Here is a 22459-nt window from a genome sequence, read left to right as displayed (position 1 = left end):
CGCAACAGAATCCACATCGAGGAGTAACCGTGCCCCCAGGGACGACCGCCGTGGTCGGATCGATCGCCACCGATCATCTGATGCACTTTCCCGGCCGCTTCGCGGACCATCTCGTGGCCGACCGGCTCGACCGGGTGTCGCTGAGCTTCCTGGTCGACGATCTCGTCGTCCGCCGTGGCGGGGTCGGCGCGAACATCGCCTTCGGGATGGGGGTCCTGGGGCAACGGCCGGTGCTGGTGGGAGCGGTGGGCGCCGACTTCGCCGACTACCGGGCGATCCTCGAACGGCACGGCGTCGACTGCGGCGGGGTCCTCACCGTCGAGACGGCCCACACTCCGCGCTTCACCTGCACGACCGACGACGACCAGTGCCAGCTCGCGTCGTTCTATCCGGGGGCGATGACGGAGACGAAGAACATCTCACTCGCCCCGATCGTGGAACGGTACGGCGTCGGGCTGGTGCTGGTGGGTGCGAGCGATCCGGACGCGATGGTCGCGCAGACCGAGGAGGCGAGGGCGCTGGGCGTGCCGTTCGCCGCCGACCCGTCGCAGCAGCTTCCCCGCCTCGACGGTGACCAGTGCCGGGCCCTGGTCGACGGCGCCCGCTACCTGTTCACCAACGAGTACGAGCTGGAACTGCTGATCCGCAAGACCGGCTGGGACGCCGACGAGATCACCGGCCGGGTCGGCCTGCGGGTGACCACCCTGTCCGACCGAGGTGTGGAGATCGCCGGGCGCGACGGCACCGCGCTGCACGTCGGGGTGGTGCCGGCCAGGACGATCGCCGACCCGACCGGCGTCGGCGACGGGTTCCGTGCCGGTTTCCTCGCCGGTGGGAACGGCGGGCTGGGTCCGGAGCGGGCCGCTCAGCTCGGGGCGCTCGTCGCCACGCTGGTACTGGAGACGAACGGCGCCCAGGAGTGGACGATCGACGCCGACACCGACGTGGCCCGCCTGCGCGAAGCCTACGGTGAGGAGGCGGCGGCGGACATCGAACCGGTGCTGCGTGCCGCCCTGACCTGAGGCGGTGCCGCGTCCTCCCCGCCGCGTAGTCTTGTCGTGGCGCACCCTGTGCGCCACGAAGTGCGAGGAGATGCGGCATGCGAAGCATCGGGTACGTCGGCGTGCGGTCCGCGTCGGCGGCGGACTGGCTGGACTTCGGCCCGCGCGTCTTCGGCTTCGAGACCTACCGGCTTCCCGACGGCACGGTCCGGGTGCGCTGGTGCGACCGCTCGCACCGCCTCGCGATCCACCCGGGTGACTCCGACCGGCTGCTCTACCTCGGCTGGGAGATCGGCGCCGAGGAGTCGCTGGAGGACGTCGCGGCACACCTGACCGCCGCCGGGTTCGAGGTGACGGCGGGCTCGGCACAACTGGCGGCGGCGCGCTCGGTCGAGCGGCTCGTCTCCTTCGAGGACCCGTTCGGCCTGCGGCACGAGTTCTTCGTCGGCCAGGAGGGGACGGCGGGCTCCTACCGGGGGCACCGGCCGACGTCACGGACGGTCACCGGAGCGCTCGGCCTGGGCTTCGTCGTGCTGCGGTTGCCGGACCTGCAGCGGGGGCTCGACTTCTACGCCGACGTGATGGGCATGAAGGTGTCCGACGCGATCAACCTCGGCGCGCACCTCGGCGAGATGTGGTTCCTGCGGTGCAATCCTCGCCACCACAGCATCGCCCTGCTCAACGGGGGCGAGACCCTCGGCCTGGAGCACCTGATGATCGAGGCGACCACGCTGGAGGAGGTGGAGATCGCCTGGGACCTGGCCAGGAGCGAGATGGACGCCTTCGTCAGCCCCGGACGTCGGCTGTCGGACAACATGTTCCTGTTCCGCGTGCGCACCTCCACCGGCTTCAACCTCTGTTACGGGTGGGGGGCGACCCAGGTCGACGACGAGGAGAGCTGGATCCCGCGTTACATCGACTCGTCGACCGGCGCCGGCATCGTCTATTCGGCCGCCGCCGCCGTGACGGCGGCCGATCCGTCCCCGGAGGCCGGGCGCCGGGAGTCCGGCACGGACCTCACATGACCTCCCCACCGAGGACCCGAAGGCCCGGCACGGACCTCACATGATCTCTCCGCCGAGGGCGTCGATGATCTCCAGAGCCACCTGCGCGGCGAGACGGTCGCGATAGGTGTTCAGGTCCAGGCCGGTGATCTCCTCGATCCGGTGGATCCGGTAGGTGACCGTGTTGGGATGCACGTGCAGCAGTTTCGACGCGCGTTGCGGGCTGTTGTTCTCCCGGAAGTAGCACGTCAGCGTGGAGATGAGCTCCGAGTGGTGCTTCTTCTCGTGGCGCAGCACCTCGCCGAGGATGTCCGCGGCGAACTCGTGCAGCGTCTCGATGTCGGGCACCTGGAGCAGCAGGCGGCTGATGCCGAGCTTGTCGAAGGCGACCACGGCGCCGCGTCGGCCGAGCCGCCGGATCACCTCGTTGGTCCGCCGCGCCTCCTCGTACGAGCGGGCGATGTGCGCCGGTTCGCGGAACGCTCCACCGACGCCGATGGAGACGCCGACGTCGGGAAACAGCGCTCCGAGTCGTTGCACGCACAGGGTGCCGAGTTGCTCCGCCCGGGTGGTCGAGCCCGGCGTGGCGCTCTCGGTCAGCACCACGACCACCTCGTCCGTGCGTACCGAGGTGATCGCGCCCGGGGACTGGGCGACGAACAGGCGGGCGGTCGCACCCGCGGCGCGGTCGGCGATGAGGACGCTGCGCTGGGGGTCGCCCGTGGGCGGTTCGAGGATGACCGACAGGACGCGGTGGTCACGCTCGGTGTCGTAGCCGAGGTGCTGCGCCCAGCGCACGACCTCGTCGTTGTCGCGGCCCGACCCGGACAGCAGCCCTTCGACGAGGTCGTCACGCACCTGGCTGGCCGCCGAGACGATGACGCGCTCGCGGGCCAGGATGACCCCGCAGATCGTCGCGGCGTGCTCGGCGACCAGCAGGTCGATGTCCTCGCCCTGGTCGGGGGCGGCCTCGACGAGCGAGACGAGATAGGCGGGCACGGTGTCGCCGACGAAGATCGGGGCCACGACGCGGGCTCGGCCGCGCGCCGGATCGGGCAGCCGGAGCGGGTGGCGGGACTTGCCGGCGTTGGCGAGCATGTGCGCCAGCCGGGGGTGGATCAGGTGGTCGTGGACGTACTGGATGGCGCTGTCGTCGCTCTGGCCGGGTGAGGCCGCGGCGAGGATGCCCAGCTTCTGGCTGATGATGGCCACCGTCACGTCGGTCCGGTGCGCGACGAGGTGGGCGACCGTGCCGATGTCGGCGTCCTGGAGAACCAGGCCGGACAACTGGCGGTAGATCTCCACCAGGTCACGCAGGGTGCGGTTCTCCTGGCTGATCTCGGTGGACCCGCTGGTGACACTGGTGAGGCCGGTGAACGACGACTCTGCGGCCATGTGCGAATCCTAAGGTCGAACGCCGGGGGTGCCATGTGTGTGAGCACAAAGAGTACGTCGTCATCCTGTGCTGCAGCCCACAGTGCTCCCTCGTCCCGTCGGCTATACGTGGTAACCGGCCCGCGCCCGCGGCCCTCTGACCGTGACGGCGTTTCCGGTGGTCACCGCCTTGCGACGGGCGCCCGGTAACGATGCAGAAACCGCCCATTTACGCAACGGCTCCCTCTTGACGCCCAGGTAACCGCAGGGCAGCATGGCGTTTACAACTATTGCACATTTTGTCCCATTATCGGACAACAGCGCAGTGGATCGATGTTGCACGAACGGAGCCTGCGGGTGTCTCGCCCGGCTCCGCGCACCCTTCGTTCCACGTAGCGCTGGACGGAGGTGGCGGTGAGCGCGGGCATGGTAATTCGCCGGCTCGGCGGCGGTCTGCTGGTCTTGTGGCTTGTTTCGATTCTCACCTTCCTGCTGGTACAGCTGATTCCCGGCGACCCGGCGGAAGTGATCGCCGGTGAGAACGCCACCGTGGCCGAAGTGGTCAGGATCCGCACCGAACTCGGCTTGGACAAACCCGTCCTGGAGCGGTACTTCGCCTGGTTCTCCAGCGTTCTGCAGGGAGACCTCGGCAACTCGTTGTTCACCAACAGGTCCGTCGCGGACACGATCATCGAGGCGGCGCCGCCGACCGTGGTCATCACCCTGGTGGCGATCATGATCGCCGTCGTGCTCGGTGTGACGGCCGGCATCGTCGCGGGCCTCACCCAGGGAAGCTGGATCGACCGGGCCGTCTCCGCCCTCGCCACCCTCGGCATCGCGATGCCGAGCTTCTGGCTCGCGATGGTGCTCGTGTCCGTGTTCGCGCTGGCCAATCCCTGGTTACCCGCGACCGGATACGTCGACTTCAGGGAGGGGTTCGGGGAGTGGCTCTCCTACGTGATCCTCCCGTCCACGGCGCTCGGGGTGGCCACGGCGGCGGAGCTCGCCAGGCACACCCGGGGCTGCGTGGCCGACGTGCTCACTCGCCCGTACGTGCGCACGGCACGGGCCAGAGGCGCCTCGGGCATGTGGCTGGTCCGGCGGCACATCCTGCGTAACGCGGCCATCCCGGTGGTGACCGTGCTCGGCCTGCAGGCCGGGCGGCTCCTCGGCGGAGTCATCGTGGTGGAGGCCGTGTTCGGCATCTCCGGACTCGGCTCCCTCGCCATCAACTCGGTGCTGCAACGGAACTATCCGATGATCCAGGGCTACGTCCTGTTCAGCGCCGTCATCGTGGTGGCGATCAACCTCATCGTGGACCTGGCCTACGGCTGGATCAACCCGAAGGTGCGTACGGCATGACCATGGCCACCCGGAGCGCCCGTCCGCGCCATGTCCTCCGCTCGATCCTGCGCCGGCCGTCCAGCGCGGTCGCCGTCGGATTCGTCGTCGTCCTCGTCTTCTTCGCGATCGCCGGGCCGCTCGTCTACCCGCACGACCCGGAGGCCCAGGATCTCGGCAACAGGTTCGCCGACGTCAGCCTCACGCATCTGCTCGGCACCGACGAGTTCGGCCGTGACGTCGCGAGCCGGATCATCCAGGCGTCGCGCATCGCCGTCGTCGCCCCGCTCATCTCGGTGGGCGTCGCGTTGCTCATCGGCCTGCCGCTCGGGCTGTGGGCCGGTGTGCGGCGCGGCGTCGTCGACAGCGTCGCGGGCCGGCTCGCCGACACCGTCCTCAGCCTTCCCGCCCTCGTCGGGGCGCTGGCCATCGTCGCCGTGCTCGGCCCGGGGCTGGTCAACGCGATGCTCGCGATCGGCATCATCTTCTCCCCCGGCCTGTTCCGGGTCGTACGCGGGGCGACGATGGCCGTGGCGGAGGAGACCTTCGTGGACTCGGCGGTGGCGATCGGCTCGTCCACCCGGCGAACCCTCTGGGTGCACATCCTGCCCAACATCGCCGCCCCGCTGCTGGTCCAGGTCACGATCCTGATGGGCGTCGCGCTCCTCGTCGAGGCGAGCCTGAGCTTCATCGGTCTCGGAGTACAGCCACCCGACGCGAGTTGGGGCTCGATGCTCAAGGCCGCGTACACCAACCAGTTCCACTCCCCCTTCTCGGTGGTGCCGCCCGGAATCGCGATGGTGCTGACCGTGCTCGCGTTCAACACGATCGGTGACTCGATCCGTGACGCCGTCGGACTCAGGAGGCGTACATGACAGCAGGACCGGCGCAGCGAAGCGACGCCACCGAGCCGCTGCTCTCCGTCGAGGGCCTCACCATCGACCTGCCCGGCGGCTCCAGACAGCCCGGCCTGGTCGAGGACGTCACCTTCGAGGTGCGCAAGGGGCAGGCGGTCGCGTTGATCGGCGAGTCCGGCTGCGGCAAGTCGCTCACCTCCATGGCGATCCTGGGCCTGTTGCCCGCGGCCGTCCGGGTCTCGGCGGGCGCGATCCGCTTCGACGGGGTGGACCTGCTCACCTGCGACCGGCGGCAGCTTCGCCGGATCCGCGGCGGACCGGTCGGCATGGTCTTCCAGGAACCGATGAGCAGCCTCAACCCCACGATGACCGTCGGCGACCAGATCGCCGAGGTACGACGGCTGCACCTGGGCGAGCGGCGGTCGGTCGCGCTCAAGCAGGCCGGACAGCTGCTGAGCCGGGTCGGCATCCCGAACGCCGAGCGCAGGCTCAGGTCCTACCCGCACGAGATGAGCGGCGGCATGCAGCAACGCGTCATGATCGCGGCCGCCATCGCCTGCGACCCGAAGCTGCTGATCGCCGACGAACCGACCACCGCCCTCGACGTCACGATCCAGGCCGAGATCCTGGAGCTGCTGCGCGACCTGCGACGCGACCTCGATCTGGCCGTCCTGCTGGTCACGCACGACCTCGGCGTGGTCGCGGACTTCTGTGACGACGTGGTCGTCATGTACGCCGGTCACGTCGCCGAGCGAACCCCCGTCGACCGGCTCTTCTACGATCCTCGGCACCCGTACTCCGGCGCGCTGCTCGCCGCCGTGCCGCAGGCGGGCCGGGCCCGGAGCAGTTTGACGGTCATCCCGGGCCGGGTCCCTTCCGCAGGGCAGTTCCCCGAGGGCTGCCGGTTCGAGCCTCGCTGCGCGCACAGCGTCGAGGACTTCTGCCGGCGACCACAGGCCGACGCGGTCATCGACGACGAACGCCACACGCGATGCGGACGCGTCGCCTCCGGCGACCTGATTCTGAAGGGGGCCGTCCGTGGCTGAGGATCGTGTGGTTCTGCGCGTACGCGGCCTGAGCAAGTCGTTCCCGCTGCGCCGCGGCCTGCTGGGCCGGACGCTGGAGAGCGTCCAGGCCGTCGACGGAGTCGACCTGGAGGTACGGGCCGGCACCACGGTCGGCATCGTGGGCGAGTCCGGATCGGGCAAGACGACGGTGGGCCGGCTGATGGCCCGGCTGCTCAAGCCGGACCGGGGCACGGTCGAGGTGGAGGGCAAGGATGTCAGCAGGGCGCGCGGCAGCGAGCTCAAGGAGATGCGCGGCAAGCTCCAGGTCATCTTCCAGGATCCGTACGGCGCGCTCGACCCGACCAAGACGATCGGCCACGCCGTCGCCGAACCGCTCCTGGTCCACGGCCGGATCGGCCGGGACCAGATGCGTGAGCACGCCGCCCAGCTGCTCGGCCGGGTCACCCTCGATCCGGCGTTCGTCGACAGGTATCCGGACGAGCTGTCCGGTGGGCAGCGGCAGCGGGTCTGCATCGCCCGCGCGCTGGCGCTCTCACCGAGCGTTCTCGTCGCCGACGAGCCGACCTCCGCGCTGGACCTGTCCACCCGTTCGGAGATCCTCAACCTGCTGTTGTCCATCCAGGAGGACACCGGGCAGGCGGTGGTCCTCGTGTCCCACGACTTCGCCACGGTCAGGCACCTGTCGCACCGGATCGCGGTGATGTACCTGGGCCGGATCGTCGAGGAGGGGTCCGCGGAGCAGATCGCCACCGACCCGCGGCACCCGTACACCAAGGCGCTGCTGTCGGCGGTGCCGGTGCCCGATCCCGACGTGCAGCGCTCGCGGCGCCGCACCGTGCTGCGCGGCGAGCTTCCCGATCCGGCGAACCCTCCTTCCGGTTGCCGCTTTCGCACCCGCTGCCCGGTCGTCCAGGACGAGTGCGCTCACCTGGACCCGCCGCTGTTGCAGATCGGCGCCGAGCACCGGGTCGCGTGCGTGCTGCACCGGCCGCCGCCGAACGACGCGCTGATCGGCGAGACCCAGGAGACCTCGCGATGAGCGCCTCCCGAGCCTTCCAAACCTCAGAAGCCTCCCGAGCCCCAGGAGCCCCAGGAGCCCCAGGAGCCCCAGGAGCGCTGCACGGGATCCGCGTCGTCGACTTCGGTCACCACGTCGCAGGACCGCTGGCCGCGCTCATGCTCGCCGACCAGGGGGCCGACGTTGTGCACGTCGACCGTCCTGGTGTCACTCCCGGTGCCGAAGACGCGTTCTTCAACCGGGGCAAGCGGCGGATCAGCCTCGACCTGAAGAACGCGGCGGACCTGGGCGTCGCCCGCGACCTCGTCCGGCGGGCCGACGTTCTCGTCGAGAACTTCCGGCCGGGGGTGATGGACCGGCTCGGTCTCGGCTGGGAGGAGTCACGCGCGGGCAACCCGCGGCTCGTCTACTGCTCGATGCCCGGCTTCGCGGCCGACGATCCGCGCGCCGGTGTCCCCGGCTGGGAGGGGGTCGTCGCGGCCGCCACCGGCAACTGCCGGATCCGGGCCGGTCACGCGCCGGACGGCTGGGACGACACCCGGCCGACCTACACGGCGGTACCCGTCGCGTCCAACTTCGCGGCGTTCTGCGGCGCCTTCGCGATCGTGGCGAGCCTCACCGCCCGGCACCGCACCGGACGGGGTGACCGCGTCGAGGTGCCGCTGTTCGACGCGATGTTCGAGGCCATCGGGGGGAGCGGCGCCTACCCGGTCGCGCAGGGGCTGCCGCCGGATCGGGCGATCAGTTCCAACGGCAGTGGCACCTACCGCTGCGCGGACGACAGGTATGTGCAGTTCAACCCGATCGGCGCGACACCTCGCTTCCTCACCTGGTTCCTCGACGCGGCCGGGGTGACGGCCTGGACGGGCGAGGGCCTGACCGACCGCACCCGGATGGACCGCGACCCCTCACTGCGCCGGCTACTGCACGACCGGCTCACCGCACTGTTCCGGACCCGCCCGGCGGGCGAGTGGGAGGAGCTCGCCAATGCGGCGGGCGTGCCGCTCGCCGCGGTCAGGACGCTGGGCGAATGGTTGGAGAGCGACCACGCGCTCGCCTCCGGGCAGGCCGTCGTGGTCGACGATCCGGAACTCGGCGCGACGGTGATGCCCGGCTCGGCGGTATGGCTGTCCGCCACCCCCGCGCTGCCCGGCAGGCCACGGCACCTGCCCGACGCGGACCGCGCGGAGATCATCGCCGAACTCACGTCGCCGCCCGTCGGCTCGCCGCGCGACGAGCCGACGGCGAACCAGGCGGCGGGGAACGAGTCGGCAGGAAACGAGCCGACGCGCGACGAGCCGGTGGGGAGCGAGGGCGAGCCGGTCCGTCTGCCCTACGAGGGACTGCGGGTCGTCGACCTCACCCAGATCCTGGCCGGGCCGAGCGCGGGACGGATCCTCGTCGAGTTCGGGGCCGACGTCGTCAAGATCAACTCACCGCAGCGGCGTGTCGGCGCGCACGGGTTCGTCAACCGTGGCAAGCGGACGGTCCTCGTGGACGTGAAGTCGAGCCAGGGACAGCAGATCCTCTGGCACCTCATCGACGACGCGGACGTGCTGACCCACAACTTCCCCGAGCGGACCGCCGAACGCTACGGCCTCGGCTACGAGCACGTCCGGGCCCGCCGCCCCGACATCGTCTACGTCTCCGTCAGCTGCTACGGCCACGGCGGACCCTGGACCGGCCGCCGGGGGTACGAGACCCAGGGCCAGGCCGCGACCGGGATCATGACCAGGACGGGCGGCGACGGCCGACCGGCCGTGCTGGGCCCGTACAACCTCCTGGACTACGGCACCGGCGCGATGGCCGCCTTCGCGAGCGCGGTGGGTCTCTACCATCGCGAGCTGACCGGAGAAGGCCAGCAGGTGCGCACCTCCCTCACCCAGACCGGCGGCTACCAGCAGGCGAGGTTCGCGGTGCGCCCCGCACCCGGGCTCCCGGCCGCGGCGCACGACCGGCACCGCCGCGCGGCCGAGCCGTGCGGGCCGTCCGCTCTGGGGGTCGACCCGTGGCACCGGTTCCACCGGGCGGCCGACCGATGGTTCTTCCTCGGGGCGACCCGGGAGAGCCTGCCGACGCTCCGCGAGGTCCCCGGCCTGGAGGAGGCCCTGTCCGGCCTGGACGGGTCCGACGACGACGCGGTGGCGGCGGCCCTGGAGACCGCCTTCCAGGTCGGCACCGCCCGCGAGTGGACCGACCGCCTCACCGCGGCAGGGCTGGGCGCGCACCCGGTCACGACCCTCGCGGAGCTGATGACCGACCCGTGGGCCCGATCGAGAGGGCTCACCGTCAGCCAGATCTCCGAGGAGGTCGGCGAGGTGGTGATGCCCGGCATCGCCATCCGGGTGCACGGCAACCCGCCGCGCCTGGGCCACCCGGTACGCCGGCCGGGCGCCGACGCGCGCGAGGTGCTGGACCGGATCGGGCTCGCCGACTCGGCCGAGGCACTCGCGGCGGGCTGGGCCGTGCAGATGACCGCGCTGCCCCCTGGCTGGGACCACTTCTGACCGCCGACCGGCAAACCGAACAGCACATCCAGGCCCGCTGAGCGGGACGTGCCGCGATCGCGGCACCGACAGGAGGACTCTGATGAGCGACGACCCGGTCACCCGGTACGACCTGTTGATCAAGGGCGGCCGGGTTCTGGACCCCGGGCAGGAACTCGACGGCGTCATGGACATCGCCGTCACCGGCGGCCGGATCACCAAGGTCGGCGGGAACATCCCCGCCGACTCGGCCCGCCGGGTGATCGACGCGAGCGGCCCCGGACGCTACGTCGTCCCCGGGCTGATCGACATCCACACGCACGTCGCGCACGGCGCGATCACCCCGGGTGTGGGCATGGAGGGCTGCGACCCCGACGCCATCGGCGTGCGTTCCGGAGTCACCACACTGGTCGACGCCGGATCCGTCGGCGTCGCCAACATCGGTGTCTTCTCCGCCTACATCCAGCCGAACGCCAGGACACGGGTCGTCCCGTACCTGAACATCGGCAGCTACGCGCACACCATGCCCACGATGATCGACGTCAACGACCTGGCAGAGATCGACCCGGTCGCCATCGCGAAGTGCGTCGCCGCCAATCCCGGGCTGGTCCAGGGCATCAAGCTGCGGCTCGTCGGGCCGCTCGTCGCCACGCACGGCAAGGACATCGTGTCCGCGACCAAGGCGGTGGCGAGGGAGCACGGGCTCCCGCTCATGGTGCACATCGGCGACCTGTCCGCGCGGCGGCGCCCCGATCCGCACCTGCTCGAACCGGCCACCCGGTTCGCCATCGAGCAGCTCGACGCGGGAGACATTCTCACCCATCTGTGCACGCCGAACCACGGCGGCGTGATGGACGCGGCGGATCGGATGATGCCCGCCCTGCTCGCCGCCCGCGAGCGCGGGATCACCCTCGACTCCGCGCTGGGCAGGGGCAACTTCGGCTACCGGGTCGCGAGCGAGCAGCGCGCGCTCGGGCTGCTCCCCGACACCATCAGCAGCGACCTGACCGCGGCCGGAGAGACCTTCCACTCGCTGCTGGAGTGCATGGCCAAGTTCATGGCCGTGGGCTACAGCCTGTCCGAGGTGGTCCGGATGACCACGGCGAACGCGGCGCGGGCGATCGGCGCGGAGCACGAGCTCGGCGCGATCGCGGCCGGCAGGGAGGCCGACCTCACGGTGCTCGACCTGGTCGAAGGCGACTTCGAGTTCGTCGACACCAAACAGGAGGTCTTCCACGGCGGCTTCGGCCTGCGGCCGGTGCAGACCGTACGGGCCGGCGAGCTGATCGCGCCGAGTTGGGGCACCCACCCATGGGGTTGGCTGCCGGCGCCGCGTTCCACCTCCGGGGCGGCGTCATGACGGGCGGGCGGAGGATCGAGGTCGACGCCGACTGGGAGCGGCTGCCCGACGACCTGCGGCACGCCGACGTGGCCGCGGTCGACGTGGACGCGGCCGACCGCGTCTACCTGTTCACCCGCTTCGACGGCCAGGTCATCGTGTACGAGCGGGACGGCACCTTCGTCCGCAGCTGGGGAAAGGGCCTGTTCACCACGCCGCACGGGCTGACCGTCGGACCGGACGGCGGCGTCTACTGCGTCGACGCGGGCGACCACACGGTCCGCAAGTTCACCCCCGAGGGCGAGTTGCTCATGACGCTGGGCACCGCCGGGACGGCGTCGGACACCGGGTTCGTCTCCGGTCGGCCGGTGCACGTGCACAGCGTCGAGGGCGTTCGGTACGCGGGCGGGCCGTTCAACCGGCCCACCAACCTCGCCGTCGCCCCGAACGGCGACCTCTACGTGACCGACGGGTACGGAAACAGCCGAGTGCACCGGTTCACCGCGTCCGGTGAGCTGATCGGCTCCTGGGGCGAGCCCGGCACCGGTCCCGGCCGGTTCCACCTACCGCACTGCCTGGACGTCGCGGCGGACGGGCGGGTGTTCGTCGGCGACCGCGAGAACGACCGGATCCAGATCTTCACCCCGGACGGGGAGTTCATCGAGGAGTGGACCGACATCCGGCGCCCGTGCGACCTCACCATCGCCCCGGACGGCTCGGTGTTCGTCGTCGAGCTGTGGCGGCCGGAAGGCAAGAGGTCGTTCGTGCACGGCGAGGCGCTGGAGGACCAGCCCGCCCGGCTCACCGTGCTGGACCGGCACGGCGCCGTGGTCGAGCGGTGGGGCGACTCCACGACGGACCGCACCGCGGCCGGCAACTTCATCGCGCCGCACGGGGTCGCGCTGGACTCCCACGGAGACCTGTACGTCGCGGAGGTGACGTACAGCTTCGCCATCAGACCCGGCTGGGTCGCGCCGTCGAGCGGACGGCACCAACTGCAGAAGTTCCTGCGCGTCGGCGCGGGAGAAGACACCTTGGCTAGGAGACACGCATGAGGCGCGAAAACGGTCGGATTCTCACCACGCACGGCGGCAACCTGCCGCGTCCCAAGGACCTGGACGAGCTGATCGCCCAGGGCGATCAGGAGGCCGTCGACGCGCGGCTGCCGAGCGCGGTGGCCGAGGTCGTCGCCCGTCAGATGGAGTGCGGCCTCGACGTCGTCAACGACGGCGAGTACGTCAAGGCCGCGAACCTGTCCGCCTACAGCGGCTACATCCACGCCCGGGTGACCGGCTGGGAGACCCTGCCCATCGACCCGAACGTCCCGCCCAAGCGCGAGTACGTCGCCGCGCGCGACAAGGCGGACTTCCCCGGCACCTACGCCTCCGGCCTCTGGCTGGCCGGATCCGGAGGGCCGGTGCGGCCCGGCTTCTCGACCCCGGGCGCCGCGCCGAAGCCGCCGACGTCGGGCCGGGTGTGCACCTCCCCGATCACCTACATCGGCCAGGACGCCATCGCGGCCGACATCGCCGCGATGAAGACGGCGGTCGAAGGCAAGGAGGTGGACGGTTTCATCGCCGCGCTGGGACCGCTCAGCCTGGGCGCGGGTGCGAGGAACGAGCACTACGCGAGCGAGGAGGAGTACATGTTCGCGGTCGCCGAGGCGCTCCGCGAGGAGTACCGGGCGGTCACCGACGCCGGCCTGGTGCTGCAGATCGACGAGCCCGAGTTCGCGACCACCTGGCAGTTCCACCCCACCTGGACGGTCGAGGACCTGCGTCGTTACCTCGAGTTCGCGGTAGAGGTGATCAACCACAGCATCGACGGGTTGCCCTCCGAGCAGATCCGGATGCACACCTGCTGGGGCAGCGGTCACCGGCCGCACACCCAGGACATCGGCCTCGAACACATCGCGGACCTGCTGATCAAGGTCAACACCCAGGCCTACGCCATCGAGTCCGGCAACGTCCGGCACGCGCACGAGTGGCGGGTGTGGGAGGACGTGAAACTGCCCGAGGGCAAGATCCTCGCCCCCGGAGTGGTCAGCCACGCCACCGACCTGGTCGAACACCCCCTCCTCGTCGCCGAACGGCTGACGAACTTCGCCGGCGTGGTGGGCAAGGAGAACCTGCAGGCGGGGACCGACTGCGGGATCGGATCGCGCGTGGGCCACGAGGAGATCGTGTGGGCGAAGCTCGCCGCGCTCGCGGAGGGCGCCGCGATCGCCGGTAGCCGGTTGTAGGCCGGTCCACAGCACAAGTCCAGGACCTGGTGGGGGCGTGATTCAGCGTCACGGCTGAAGACGGGGCACCGAGAACCACGGCACACGCGGACGCGGGCCGGCACGTCGACGACGGAGCCGGAGAGCGCCGCGGGTCGCCAGTCATACCAGTCAAGCTCGCTTCTGAAATATGGAGGCATAAGCCGTGAAACGAGCAGCAGTAAAAACGGCCGGCGCATTTCTCGCCACCGGTCTCGCCCTCTCCGGCTGTGGCGCCGGGACGACCGACCGGCCGACGTCGAACACCTCCGGCGCCTCCGGTGACTCCGGTGCCTTCGACAACGCGGCCATCCTGCGGTGGGCCGTGCCGGGCAACCCGACCTCCTTCGATCCCCGCAAGGCCGCGCCGCTTGACCCGGTGTTCCTCGACGTGGTCTACGAGCACCTGATCCGCCGGAGTGCGGCCGGTGAGATCGGGCCGGGGCTCGCGACCGAGTGGACGTTCTCCGACGAGAACAAGGTGATCACCCTCAAGCTGCGCGAAGGGGTGAAGTTCCACAACGGCGAGGAGTTCGACGCCAAGGCCGTCAAGGCGTCGCTGGAGGCGTACAAGAAGAGCGGCGCGCTCGTGACGACGCTGTCGGTGCTCGACAAGGTCGAGGTCACCGGCCCGTCCGAGGTGAAGCTCACCTTCTCCGAGCCGGCCGGCTACATGATCAACGTGCTCGCCGGTGAGGCCGGCATCGTGGTCGCGCCCGGTGCGCTCGACGCCGAGGACCTGCCGACCAAGCCGGTCGGCACCGGCCCCTTCGAGATCGACACGCTGCAGGTGGGCAAGGTCACCTTCAAGAAGTTCGAGGGCTACTGGAACGCCGCCGAGACGACCATCGGCGGCCTGGAGATGACGGTCTACTCCGACGAGACGACCCGCCTGCGCGCGGTGAAGTCGGGCCAGGCCGACGGCACCTCGATCACGCCCGGCCAGATCAAGGAGGCCGAGGCGGACGGCCTGACCGTGGTCAGGGGCCCCAACACCACCTTCAACGGAATCCTGCTGAACACCTCCGTCAAGGGGCTCGACAACCCCAAGGTGCGGCAGGCGTTGATGTACGCCATCGACCGCGACGCGATCAGCAAGAACCTGTACGAGGGCGCCTGCGTCTCCGCGGTGCAGCCGTACCAGGAGGGCTTCTGGGCCCACGTGCCCGAACTGAGCGACGTGTCCTCCTACTACGACCCGGAGAAGGCCAAGAAACTCCTCGCCGAGGCCGGCCTGCCGAACGGCATGGACATAACGCTGGAGGTCGGCCCCAACACGTCGTACCAGATCCTCGCCCAGGCACTGCAGGCACAGCTGCAGAAGGTGGGGATCAAGGCCACGATCAAGGTCCTGGAATTCCAGCAGATGATCACCGCTCGCCGGACCGGCCAGTTCACCGCCACGGTGGCGCTGGTACAGGCCGGTCGGCCCGACCCGAGCCAGTTCGTCGCGGACTTCTACACGAAGGGCGGCGCGTACAACCCCGGCGGCTTCTCCCAGGACGGGATCGGCGAACTGCTGGCGAAGGCACGGGCCAGCGACGACGTCACGGAGCGGGCGGCACCGATGCACCAGATCATCAAGGAGGTCGCGGCGGCCGGACCCCCGGTGATCCCGGTGTGCGGCGTGACCTACGTGGCGGCCTTCCGCAAGGGGGTGACCGGCCTCGACGTACCGGTGGTCGGTGACTACCACTACAGCTCAGTGAAGATCAGCAAGCAATAGAGAGAGGAAGCCCATGCGGCTCAACGACAAGGTGGCCGTCGTCACCGGATCAGGGCGTGGCCTCGGCCGCGCGTACGCCGAGGCGCTGGGCGCGGCCGGTGCCGCCGTGGTGGTCAACGACATCGACGCCGACGTCGCCAAGGAGACCGTCGAGGCGATCACCGCCGCCGGTGGGCGTGCCGTCGCCGAGGTGTGCGCCGTCGGCACCGCGGAGTCGGCCGACGCCCTGGTCCAGCGGGCCGTCTCGGAGTTCGGCCGCCTGGACGTGATGTGCACCAACGCCGGCGCGCTGCGCGACCGTACGCTGGCCAAGGTCACGGACGAGGAGTTCGACCTCGTGGTGGACAGCCACGTCCGCGGCACCTTCACCTGCGGTCGCGCCGCGGTGCGCCGATTCCGCGAGCAGGGCGGCGGTGGCCGGCTGATCCTGGTCGGCTCACCCGCCGGCCAGTACGGCGGCTTCGGGCAGACGGCGTACGCCGCGTCCAAGGCGGCCATCATCGCCATGGTGCGGGTGTGGTCGACCGAGACGGCGAAGCTGGGCGTGACCGTGAACGCGATCGTGCCCACCGCGCTGACCAGGATGGCCGCGACCATCCCGTCGCTGACCGAGGTCGTCGCCGCGGTCGAGGCGGGCGGCCCGGTCCCGGCCGACCTGCGCCGGCGCGGCATCGGCAAGGTCGAGGACGTGGCGCCGCTCGTCGTCTACCTCGCCTCGGACGAGTCGGCCAGCGTCACCGGGCAGTACATCGGCTTCGGCGGCGACAGGTTCGCGATCTGGGCGCACCCGAAGGAGTCGTTCGTCACGCACCGCGACGGCGGGTGGAGCGCGGAGCAACTCGCCGCCGACTTCGCCGGGTTCTCCGAGCACCTGCAGAGCCACCTGCCGCCCCCGAAGTGACCGGCGAGAGCCGTCCCAGCCTGGCTGGGACGGCTCTGTTGTGCGGTTCGGTCGTGCGGCTCTGTTGTGCGGTTCGGTCGTGCGGCTCAGTTGCGCGGCTCGACCGTGCGGTCCGGTCGCGACGGTCGGCGCATGCCGGCCGCGCTCGGCCGAAGAAGTACGCCTCCTCGGTCGCAGGAGCGCGCGTGCTCGGTTGAAGAAGTACACATACTCGACCGAAAGAGACCTCGTGCTCAGCCGAAGTAGAACGCGTGCGAGGCGAGTGAGATCCGCCTGCGGATCTCGGGATCGGGGACGAGCCGCGCGAAGGAGTCGACGGCGTCACGATAGGTGACCGGATGCCGGGCGCCGACGAACGGGGCGTCGCTCCCCCAGAAGACGTGCTCCGGCCCGGCGGCCCCGATCAGGGTCGCCGCGTGACCGGCCAGCGTGTCCTCGCCGACGCCGAAGCGGTAGCCCGCGGACAGCTTCACCCACACCCTGCCGGTGTCGAGGGCGCGCAGGAGCGCCGCGCCACCGGCGCCCGTGTAGCCGGCGACCCGGTCCGGGTCGCCGAAGTGGTCCACGACGACCTTCACCCCCGAGGCGGTCAGCCGCTCCAGCACCGGCGGCAACCGGTCGCCCTCGATGTTCAGCTCGATGTGCCAGTCGAGGTCCGCGACCCGGAACAGCAGCCGGTACGCCGGTTCGGTGAGGTCCGGCAGGTCGGCGAGCCGTCGCCACTGGAACCTGACGCCCACCACACCGTCGGACTTCATCCGGTCCAGGACGTACCGATCGACGGTGGGCTCGACGATGACGGTCCCGCGCAGCCGCTCGTGCGCCCGCAACGCCTCGATCGTGTAGTCGTTCAGGTCGCCGAGCAGGCTCATCGCCGACAGCACACCGTAGCCGACGCCGTGCTCGTCCATCATCGACACGAACGTGTCCGCCGTCAGCTCCCCCTCGGGCCGGGTCCAGGCCCGCGCCGCGAGAGGCAGCGCGCGGGTGAACAGGTGGACATGGGTGTCCACGAGAGGCACCCCACTCTCCGGCGGGGCGTCGCGACGAGACACCCCGCTCTCAGGCAGACCGTCACCCGTCACGGCGCCACGACGAGGCACCCCACCCTCGGGCAGGCCGTCATCCGCCACGGCGTCATGACGAGGCACCCCGCTCTCGGACAAGCCGTCACCCGTCACGGCGTCGCGATCCGGTAGAGCGAGGCCGCCGTCCCGCCGAGGACCAGGGCGGCGTCCCTCGCTGACAGGCCGGAGACCGACTCGCGCGCGATCCCGACCATGTCCGCGTAGGCGCCGGCGGTCTGGGTGACGTCCGAACCCCACAGCACCCGCTCCGCGCCGAACCGGGAGACGAGCCATTCGACCACGACCGACGGCGCACCGCCCGCGGCGATGATCCTGGCGAAGTTGAGCGTCGTCACCTTGACGTGGACCTGCGGCAGGTCGGCGAGCGCGAGCAACTCGCCGGCCCCCGGGTAGGGCGCGGGGCGATCCGTCTCGACGCTCGCGATGTGATCGAGCACGACCGGTGTGTCCGGGAACTCGCGGGTCACCGCGGCGAGCGCGCGCAGGCTCTCGTCGCGGTTCCAGCGGTAGATGTGCAGGCACATCGACAGGCCGAGTTCGCTCGCCTGCCGCCACACCTCGCGGGCCCGCTCTCCGGCGAACCACTCGGTTCCAGGGGTGCCGCCGTGCTGGTTTCCGCCCGGCGAGGTGAGGCGGACGGCCGCGGCGCCGCGCTCCGCCCAGTGGCGTACGGTCCGCGCCGCGTCCGGGGCCTGCGCGTCGAGGACGCACATGGCGGCGAGCCGGTCGGGGTGCCGGGCCGCCGAGTCCACCACGTAGCTGTTGTCGTAGCCGAACACGTGGGCGCGCTGGACGGCGACCGCGCCCGACAGCTCGTGGTCGCGCATCGCGGCGAGCAGCCGTTCCGCGGTCATCGGATCGTCGCGTACGGCGTCGCTGACCGAGCCGCCGGGCGGGTTGAACGGGTAGGCCGGGTCGTTGGTCACCAGGTGCGCGTGTGCGTCGATCAGGGCGGGGGTCATCGGATGCGCTCCCAGGTGAGGATGGGGGTGGGCGGCCTGCCGGGGGTTCGCTCGGCGCGCAGGGTGAGCCGGTCACCGTCCACCACGGCGAGGCGGACCAGGGTGGCGCCGATCCAGTTGGGGTAGACGGCGGTCTCGACCTGGTGGACGACGCGGTCGCCGGACCATTCGTAGCGTCCGGCGTACGCGCCGAAGGTCCGTACGGCGGCGAGCTTCTCCTCGTCGGTGGTCCACCGCCAGTTCTCCGTCCGCAGGAGCGGGCGGTCTCCGGCCATGTACTGCACCGACATGTAGCCGTCGGGGCCGTAGATGAGCAGGCCGAGCGGCTTGTCCCCGAGGGAGCGCGCGCCGTCGTCGGGCTCGCCTTCCATGACGTAGTCGACCAGCCGCCAGGTTCCGACGATCATGAGGTCGCGCCCATCTGCTCCCGGAACGCCCGCGTCATGGAGTGGGCCGTGCGGGCGAGCATGGTGGCGTCGTTGCCCATGATGAGGAACTGGTGGCCGAGGGCGGCGGTCCCGACGGCCGACGACGCGTCCACACACGCCGCGCCGCAGGGCTTGCCCGCCGCGGCGGCCGCGGCCCGCGCCCGGTCGAGCGACTCCTTGACCACGGGATCGTTCATGCGGACCCCGAGCGCGAGGGAGAGGTCACCGGCGCCCAGGAACACCGCGTCGACCCCCGGCACGGCGAGAATGCCGGCGGCGGCGTCGATCGCCGCGGGGCTCTCCAGTTGGGGGACGCAGACGACGTCCTCGTTGCCGACCCGGACGTACTCGTCTCGGGACATCAGCCCCCACCTGCCCGCGCGGCTGGTGCCGCCCGCTCCTCGTTGGCCGAGGGGCGGGAAGCGGGTGGCCGCCACCACCCGTTCGGCGTCGGTGACCGAGTCGACGCGGGGGGCGAGGATGCCCCGGGCACCGGCGTCGAGGACCCGCTGGATGGTGCCGGCCTGGTGGTCGGGCACGCGTACCAGGGGGTCGACGCCGTACGCCGAGGCGGCGCTGATCATCCGGGCGGCGAGGGTGAGGTCGATGGGCGAGTGTTCGAGGTCGATCACCACGAAGTCGAATCCGGCGTCGGCCATGATGTCGACGCTCTCGACGGTCGCCAGCTTGATCCAGGTGCCCAGCCTCGGCGTCCGCGCGGAGGCTGTCGCGAAGAACGTCATGCGGTCGTGATGTGGTCGGGGGCCGGGTACTCGTCGGCGTTGAGCACCCATCCGGCCTTGGCGGAGAAGTCGGCGCGCGGCGGGCTGAAGATGTCGATGAGCATGTGCACGCCGTCGCCGACCGCCTGGCTGGTGTGCACGGTGGGCGGCGGGATGATCGCGACGGCGGGGCTGCCGACGGCCGCGTGCTCGTCGGCGCGCCACTGGGAGCGCTTCGACGTCCAGGGCGTCCGGACATGGTGGATGTAGTCACCGGCGACGGTGAGCGAGCACTGCTCGAAGTCGTCGTGGTGGTGGGGGGAGAGCCGGTCGGGGTCGCGCGGGCCGTCCTTGGGATCCCCGAAGTTGACCATGAAGGCGCTGGACCGGAAGATGCGGCCGAACCGGCCGGGTCGCAGCGGGAAGTCGGCGTTGCGGTAGACGCGCAGGCGGTGGCCGGCGGGCGGATCCGGCCACGGCTCCAGCAGGGCGACGCGTGGGTGTGGCTCGGCGTACTCCGAGGCGTTGCCGCAGCGTGCGAGGAGGTCGGCGGTGCGGACGTCGAACAGGCGGACCAGGTCGGCGTCGCCGTGCGCGGTGAGCTCGCTGTCGCCGGGGGGCACGATGACCACGCCGCTCCCGGTCACCGTCCGGCTTTCCGCGCCGGCCGTCACGTCGATCGTGATGTCGTCGTGGGGGAGGACGACGACGTACTCCTCCCGCTGCGCGGCCGCGTCGCGGCGGAGCGCGTCGCCGGGGACCAGGCGGGTGAAGGCGAGCACGAAGTTCTGGCCGCGGACGTACCAGGTCTTGCTGCCGAGCTCGGTGACCTCGTCGGGCGGCAGCGCGAGGAACTCGTAGGTGGCGAGCGCGGCGATGGGGTCGTTCGGGTTCGTCGTGGCCGGCGCCGTGTTGAGCGCGGCGCGAGGGTCGTTGGGGCCGTACATGTGGTTCGTCCTTACAGTCAGTCGTCCGGGCCGGGCGGGTACGAGGGGTGCGGACCGTCAGTCGTCCAGGCCGAGCAGGTACGAGGGGTGCGGACCGTCAGTCGTCCAGGCCGAGCAGGTACGAGGGGTTGACGCGGACTATCTGCCGCAGGTCCTTCTCCGGCAGTCCGAGGTCGAGCAGCGCGGACCCGACCCGGATGAAGGAGTCGACGGGCATCGGGCGGCCGACCTGGCCGAGGTCGGAGGCGAGCACGGTGTGTTCGGGCCCGACCCGCTCGATCCAGTCCATCAGCACTTCCGGACCCCACCGCACGTTCGCCACCTCGGGGTCGTACATGCTGGTCTCATGCTCGATGTAGGCGCCGAGCATGACGAACTCCCGGCACTGCGCCGGGTCGGAGCCGATCACGAAATTCGGATGGCTGACCACCAACCGCCGGACTCCGGCGTCGCGCGCGGCGGTGAAGACCTCCCTGATGTCGTCGGGTGCCATGTGCCCGGCGGAGAGCAGCGCGCCGGTCTCGGCGACGACCGAGATGACCTGGCCGACCTCGGGGATGAGCTCGCCGTCCGGGCCGCGTACGTCGACCTGGGTGGTGGTGAGGGGGATCGTCGGTTTGGGGAAGCCGCCGCCGGAGTTGTGGTGGTCGACGTGCGCGGCGGAGGAGATGGTGGGAAACCAGACGCACCGCCCGCCCATCCGCAGGCACATCTCCACCGCGTGCGGGTTGATGCCGCCGACCTGGTTGTTCAGCGCGATGCCGCCGTAGACGGCGGTGCTCACGCCTTTCAGCCGGTCGCCCATCGCGAGGAGGTCCATCACCGTGTTGTGGTGGTGGGACTTCGCCAGGAAGGCGCGCATGCCCAGCCGCGCACCGTCCTCGGCGGCCTGGACGTGGTCGAACCTGCGCGGCAGCGGGTTGGGGCCGGAGTGGCAGTGCAGGTCGACGAGGCCGTGCAGGACTCGCTCGATCGCGGGTCGGGTCATCGTTGTCCCTCCTGCGCGGTAGCCACCGACGAGGGCATGGCGACCCTTGACAGAAACACCACCACGATAGCATTGTTACAAATTACGGACTTACTGTACGATAAATGCGACTCGCTGTTCTGACAAGCACTTGTCCCGGCGAGATGTTCCAGCGCGACGACCTGCGCTGTCGCTCAAACCCGATTGGGGGCCACGTGCCGGAGGCGACCTATACCTGGGCGGAGATGATGGCGATCTCCATTTCGCACGAGATGGCCGACGGTGCCTTCGGCTCCGTGGGCGCCGCATCGCACATTCCCGCCGCCGGGCTGCGCCTGGCGCAGCTCACGCACGCGCCCAACCTGTCCTTCTTCTGCGGCGGCAGCGGCGCGATGAACCCGAAGATCCAGCGGCTGACCGAGTCGTCGGCCGACTACCGCAACCTCGTGACCAGCGAATACCACTTCAGCCTCGACGACGTCGTGGACTTCGAGACGGCGATGCGCTTCGACTTCGCGTTCCTCGGCGGAATGCAGATCGACAAGCACGGAAACCTGAACATGGCCATGATCGGCGACTGGGACAAGCCGAAGGTGCGCGGACCTGGCACCATCGGCCTGATCTTCCTCGGCGGCTTCAAGACCAGCTACATCTACACCCAGCACCACACGCCGAAGATCTTCGTCGACAAGGTCGACTTCGTCAGCGGCGCGGGCTGGCTCGACGGCGGCGACGCCCGCTCCAAGGTCTTCCGCCCGGAGTCCGACGGGCCCCGGCGGGTGTTCACCCCCCTGGGCGTGTTCGACTTCGAGCCGGAGAGCAAGCGGATGCGCCTGATCAAGGTGCACCCGTGGAGCAGCATCGAGAAGATCCAGGCCGCGACCGGATTCGAGCTGCTGATCGCCGACGACGTGCAGACCGTCGGCGCGCCCAGCGACGAGGAGCTCACCCTGCTCCGGACCCAGGTCGACCGCGACGGTGTGCTGCGCCGCTACCCGTCCGTGGCCTGA

20 protein-coding genes are annotated in these 22459 nt (G+C 70.6%); 13 read left to right on the top strand and 7 right to left on the bottom strand.

Going from position 1 to position 22459, the window contains the following annotated elements:
• Nucleotides 1-80 precede the first annotated feature (80 nt).
• Together AB0B96_RS28495 and AB0B96_RS28490 are read left to right on the top strand one after the other, a co-directional pair.
• On the top strand, nt 81-1022 hold the full coding sequence (locus tag AB0B96_RS28495) for a carbohydrate kinase family protein (RefSeq protein WP_362903528.1): 942 nt from the start codon (nt 81-83) through the stop codon (nt 1020-1022).
• 77 nt (nt 1023-1099) lie between these two features.
• A complete protein-coding gene (locus AB0B96_RS28490; RefSeq protein ID WP_362903456.1) occupies nt 1100-2026 on the top strand; it encodes a VOC family protein in 927 nt (308 codons plus the stop codon).
• Between the two features lie 36 nt (nt 2027-2062).
• Here AB0B96_RS28490 and AB0B96_RS28485 read toward each other — a convergent pair whose 3' ends face one another.
• Entirely contained in the window at nt 2063-3400 is a 1338-nt protein-coding gene (locus AB0B96_RS28485; RefSeq protein WP_350942242.1) for a helix-turn-helix domain-containing protein, read from the bottom strand.
• A 405-nt stretch (nt 3401-3805) separates the two neighbouring features.
• Between AB0B96_RS28485 and AB0B96_RS28480 the strand changes: the two genes are divergently transcribed.
• The 10 genes from AB0B96_RS28480 (at nt 3806) to AB0B96_RS28435 (ending at nt 16335) form a co-directional block, all read left to right on the top strand.
• On the top strand, nt 3806-4741 hold the full coding sequence (locus tag AB0B96_RS28480; RefSeq protein WP_362903454.1) for an ABC transporter permease: 936 nt from the start codon (nt 3806-3808) through the stop codon (nt 4739-4741).
• The gene (locus AB0B96_RS28475) at nt 4738-5595 is read left to right on the top strand and encodes an ABC transporter permease (protein ID WP_362903452.1); all 858 of its coding nucleotides are present in this window, start codon (nt 4738-4740) and stop codon (nt 5593-5595) included. Before AB0B96_RS28480 ends, AB0B96_RS28475 begins: the two co-directional genes overlap by 4 nt.
• Nucleotides 5592-6623: an ABC transporter ATP-binding protein gene (locus AB0B96_RS28470; protein ID WP_362903450.1), complete on the top strand. Its 1032-nt coding sequence runs from the start codon at nt 5592-5594 to the stop codon at nt 6621-6623. Before AB0B96_RS28475 ends, AB0B96_RS28470 begins: the two co-directional genes overlap by 4 nt.
• Nucleotides 6616-7644 (top strand): ABC transporter ATP-binding protein, encoded by a 1029-nt coding sequence (locus tag AB0B96_RS28465; RefSeq protein WP_362903448.1) that lies wholly within the window; start codon nt 6616-6618, stop codon nt 7642-7644. The genes AB0B96_RS28470 and AB0B96_RS28465 overlap by 8 nt, the downstream gene beginning before the upstream one ends.
• Nucleotides 7641-10130 (top strand): CoA transferase, encoded by a 2490-nt coding sequence (locus AB0B96_RS28460; protein WP_362903446.1) that lies wholly within the window; start codon nt 7641-7643, stop codon nt 10128-10130. The genes AB0B96_RS28465 and AB0B96_RS28460 overlap by 4 nt, the downstream gene beginning before the upstream one ends.
• Nucleotides 10131-10212: 82 nt before the next feature.
• Nucleotides 10213-11469 carry an amidohydrolase family protein gene (locus AB0B96_RS28455; protein ID WP_362903444.1) on the top strand — a complete coding sequence of 419 codons (1257 nt, stop codon included), beginning with the start codon at nt 10213-10215 and terminating at the stop codon, nt 11467-11469.
• Entirely contained in the window at nt 11466-12503 is a 1038-nt protein-coding gene (locus AB0B96_RS28450) for a peptidyl-alpha-hydroxyglycine alpha-amidating lyase family protein (RefSeq protein WP_362903442.1), read from the top strand. Before AB0B96_RS28455 ends, AB0B96_RS28450 begins: the two co-directional genes overlap by 4 nt.
• The gene (locus tag AB0B96_RS28445) at nt 12500-13690 is read left to right on the top strand and encodes an epoxyalkane--coenzyme M transferase (protein WP_362903440.1); all 1191 of its coding nucleotides are present in this window, start codon (nt 12500-12502) and stop codon (nt 13688-13690) included. Before AB0B96_RS28450 ends, AB0B96_RS28445 begins: the two co-directional genes overlap by 4 nt.
• A gap of 184 nt (nt 13691-13874) precedes the next feature.
• A complete protein-coding gene (locus AB0B96_RS28440) occupies nt 13875-15434 on the top strand; it encodes an ABC transporter substrate-binding protein (RefSeq protein WP_362903438.1) in 1560 nt (519 codons plus the stop codon).
• Between the two features lie 13 nt (nt 15435-15447).
• Nucleotides 15448-16335 (top strand): SDR family oxidoreductase, encoded by an 888-nt coding sequence (locus AB0B96_RS28435; RefSeq protein WP_362903436.1) that lies wholly within the window; start codon nt 15448-15450, stop codon nt 16333-16335.
• Between the two features lie 233 nt (nt 16336-16568).
• Here the strand turns inward: AB0B96_RS28435 and AB0B96_RS28430 are convergent, their stop codons facing one another.
• The 6 genes from AB0B96_RS28430 to AB0B96_RS28405 form a co-directional block, all read right to left on the bottom strand.
• Nucleotides 16569-17348: an amidohydrolase family protein gene (locus tag AB0B96_RS28430; RefSeq protein WP_362903434.1), complete on the bottom strand. Its 780-nt coding sequence runs from the start codon at nt 17346-17348 to the stop codon at nt 16569-16571.
• A 164-nt stretch (nt 17349-17512) separates the two neighbouring features.
• Nucleotides 17513-18385, bottom strand: a complete 873-nt coding sequence (locus AB0B96_RS28425; RefSeq protein ID WP_362903432.1) for an amidohydrolase family protein — start codon at nt 18383-18385, stop codon at nt 17513-17515.
• Complete coding sequence (locus AB0B96_RS28420; protein WP_362903430.1) at nt 18382-18792, bottom strand: lipocalin-like domain-containing protein; 411 nt, start codon at nt 18790-18792, stop codon at nt 18382-18384. Before AB0B96_RS28420 ends, AB0B96_RS28425 begins: the two co-directional genes overlap by 4 nt.
• Entirely contained in the window at nt 18789-19556 is a 768-nt protein-coding gene (locus AB0B96_RS28415; RefSeq protein WP_362903428.1) for an aldolase/citrate lyase family protein, read from the bottom strand. The genes AB0B96_RS28420 and AB0B96_RS28415 overlap by 4 nt, the downstream gene beginning before the upstream one ends.
• On the bottom strand, nt 19553-20482 hold the full coding sequence (locus AB0B96_RS28410; protein WP_362903426.1) for a hypothetical protein: 930 nt from the start codon (nt 20480-20482) through the stop codon (nt 19553-19555). Before AB0B96_RS28410 ends, AB0B96_RS28415 begins: the two co-directional genes overlap by 4 nt.
• Before the next feature lie 97 nt (nt 20483-20579).
• Nucleotides 20580-21470, bottom strand: coding sequence for a DUF6282 family protein (locus AB0B96_RS28405; protein WP_362903424.1), 891 nt, complete (start codon nt 21468-21470; stop codon nt 20580-20582).
• 227 nt (nt 21471-21697) lie between these two features.
• Here AB0B96_RS28405 and AB0B96_RS28400 point away from each other — a divergent pair, with 227 nt between their 5' ends.
• Nucleotides 21698-22459 (top strand): CoA-transferase, encoded by a 762-nt coding sequence (locus AB0B96_RS28400; RefSeq protein ID WP_362903422.1) that lies wholly within the window; start codon nt 21698-21700, stop codon nt 22457-22459.

Origin of the sequence: Streptosporangium sp. NPDC049046 (assembly GCF_040649155.1) — a bacterium.
In the GTDB taxonomy this organism is placed as follows: Bacteria; Actinomycetota; Actinomycetes; order Streptosporangiales; family Streptosporangiaceae; genus Streptosporangium.
This window is presented reverse-complemented; position numbering and strand designations above follow the sequence as displayed.

What these genes read in the sequence shown, in the direction of transcription:
- AB0B96_RS28495 (WP_362903528.1), top strand. Translation starts at nt 81, where the DNA reads ATGCACTTTCCCGGCCGCTTCGCGGACCATCTCGTGGCCGACCGGCTC.
- AB0B96_RS28490 (WP_362903456.1), top strand. Translation starts at nt 1,100, where the DNA reads ATGCGAAGCATCGGGTACGTCGGCGTGCGGTCCGCGTCGGCGGCGGAC.
- AB0B96_RS28485 (WP_350942242.1), bottom strand. Translation starts at nt 3,400, where the DNA reads ATGGCCGCAGAGTCGTCGTTCACCGGCCTCACCAGTGTCACCAGCGGG.
- AB0B96_RS28480 (WP_362903454.1), top strand. Translation starts at nt 3,806, where the DNA reads ATGGTAATTCGCCGGCTCGGCGGCGGTCTGCTGGTCTTGTGGCTTGTT.
- AB0B96_RS28475 (WP_362903452.1), top strand. Translation starts at nt 4,738, where the DNA reads ATGACCATGGCCACCCGGAGCGCCCGTCCGCGCCATGTCCTCCGCTCG.
- AB0B96_RS28470 (WP_362903450.1), top strand. Translation starts at nt 5,592, where the DNA reads ATGACAGCAGGACCGGCGCAGCGAAGCGACGCCACCGAGCCGCTGCTC.
- AB0B96_RS28460 (WP_362903446.1), top strand. Translation starts at nt 7,641, where the DNA reads ATGAGCGCCTCCCGAGCCTTCCAAACCTCAGAAGCCTCCCGAGCCCCA.
- AB0B96_RS28455 (WP_362903444.1), top strand. Translation starts at nt 10,213, where the DNA reads ATGAGCGACGACCCGGTCACCCGGTACGACCTGTTGATCAAGGGCGGC.
- AB0B96_RS28450 (WP_362903442.1), top strand. Translation starts at nt 11,466, where the DNA reads ATGACGGGCGGGCGGAGGATCGAGGTCGACGCCGACTGGGAGCGGCTG.
- AB0B96_RS28445 (WP_362903440.1), top strand. Translation starts at nt 12,500, where the DNA reads ATGAGGCGCGAAAACGGTCGGATTCTCACCACGCACGGCGGCAACCTG.
- AB0B96_RS28435 (WP_362903436.1), top strand. Translation starts at nt 15,448, where the DNA reads ATGCGGCTCAACGACAAGGTGGCCGTCGTCACCGGATCAGGGCGTGGC.
- AB0B96_RS28425 (WP_362903432.1), bottom strand. Translation starts at nt 18,385, where the DNA reads ATGACCCCCGCCCTGATCGACGCACACGCGCACCTGGTGACCAACGAC.
- AB0B96_RS28420 (WP_362903430.1), bottom strand. Translation starts at nt 18,792, where the DNA reads ATGATCGTCGGAACCTGGCGGCTGGTCGACTACGTCATGGAAGGCGAG.
- AB0B96_RS28415 (WP_362903428.1), bottom strand. Translation starts at nt 19,556, where the DNA reads ATGACGTTCTTCGCGACAGCCTCCGCGCGGACGCCGAGGCTGGGCACC.
- AB0B96_RS28410 (WP_362903426.1), bottom strand. Translation starts at nt 20,482, where the DNA reads ATGTACGGCCCCAACGACCCTCGCGCCGCGCTCAACACGGCGCCGGCC.
- AB0B96_RS28405 (WP_362903424.1), bottom strand. Translation starts at nt 21,470, where the DNA reads ATGACCCGACCCGCGATCGAGCGAGTCCTGCACGGCCTCGTCGACCTG.
- AB0B96_RS28400 (WP_362903422.1), top strand. Translation starts at nt 21,698, where the DNA reads ATGGCGATCTCCATTTCGCACGAGATGGCCGACGGTGCCTTCGGCTCC.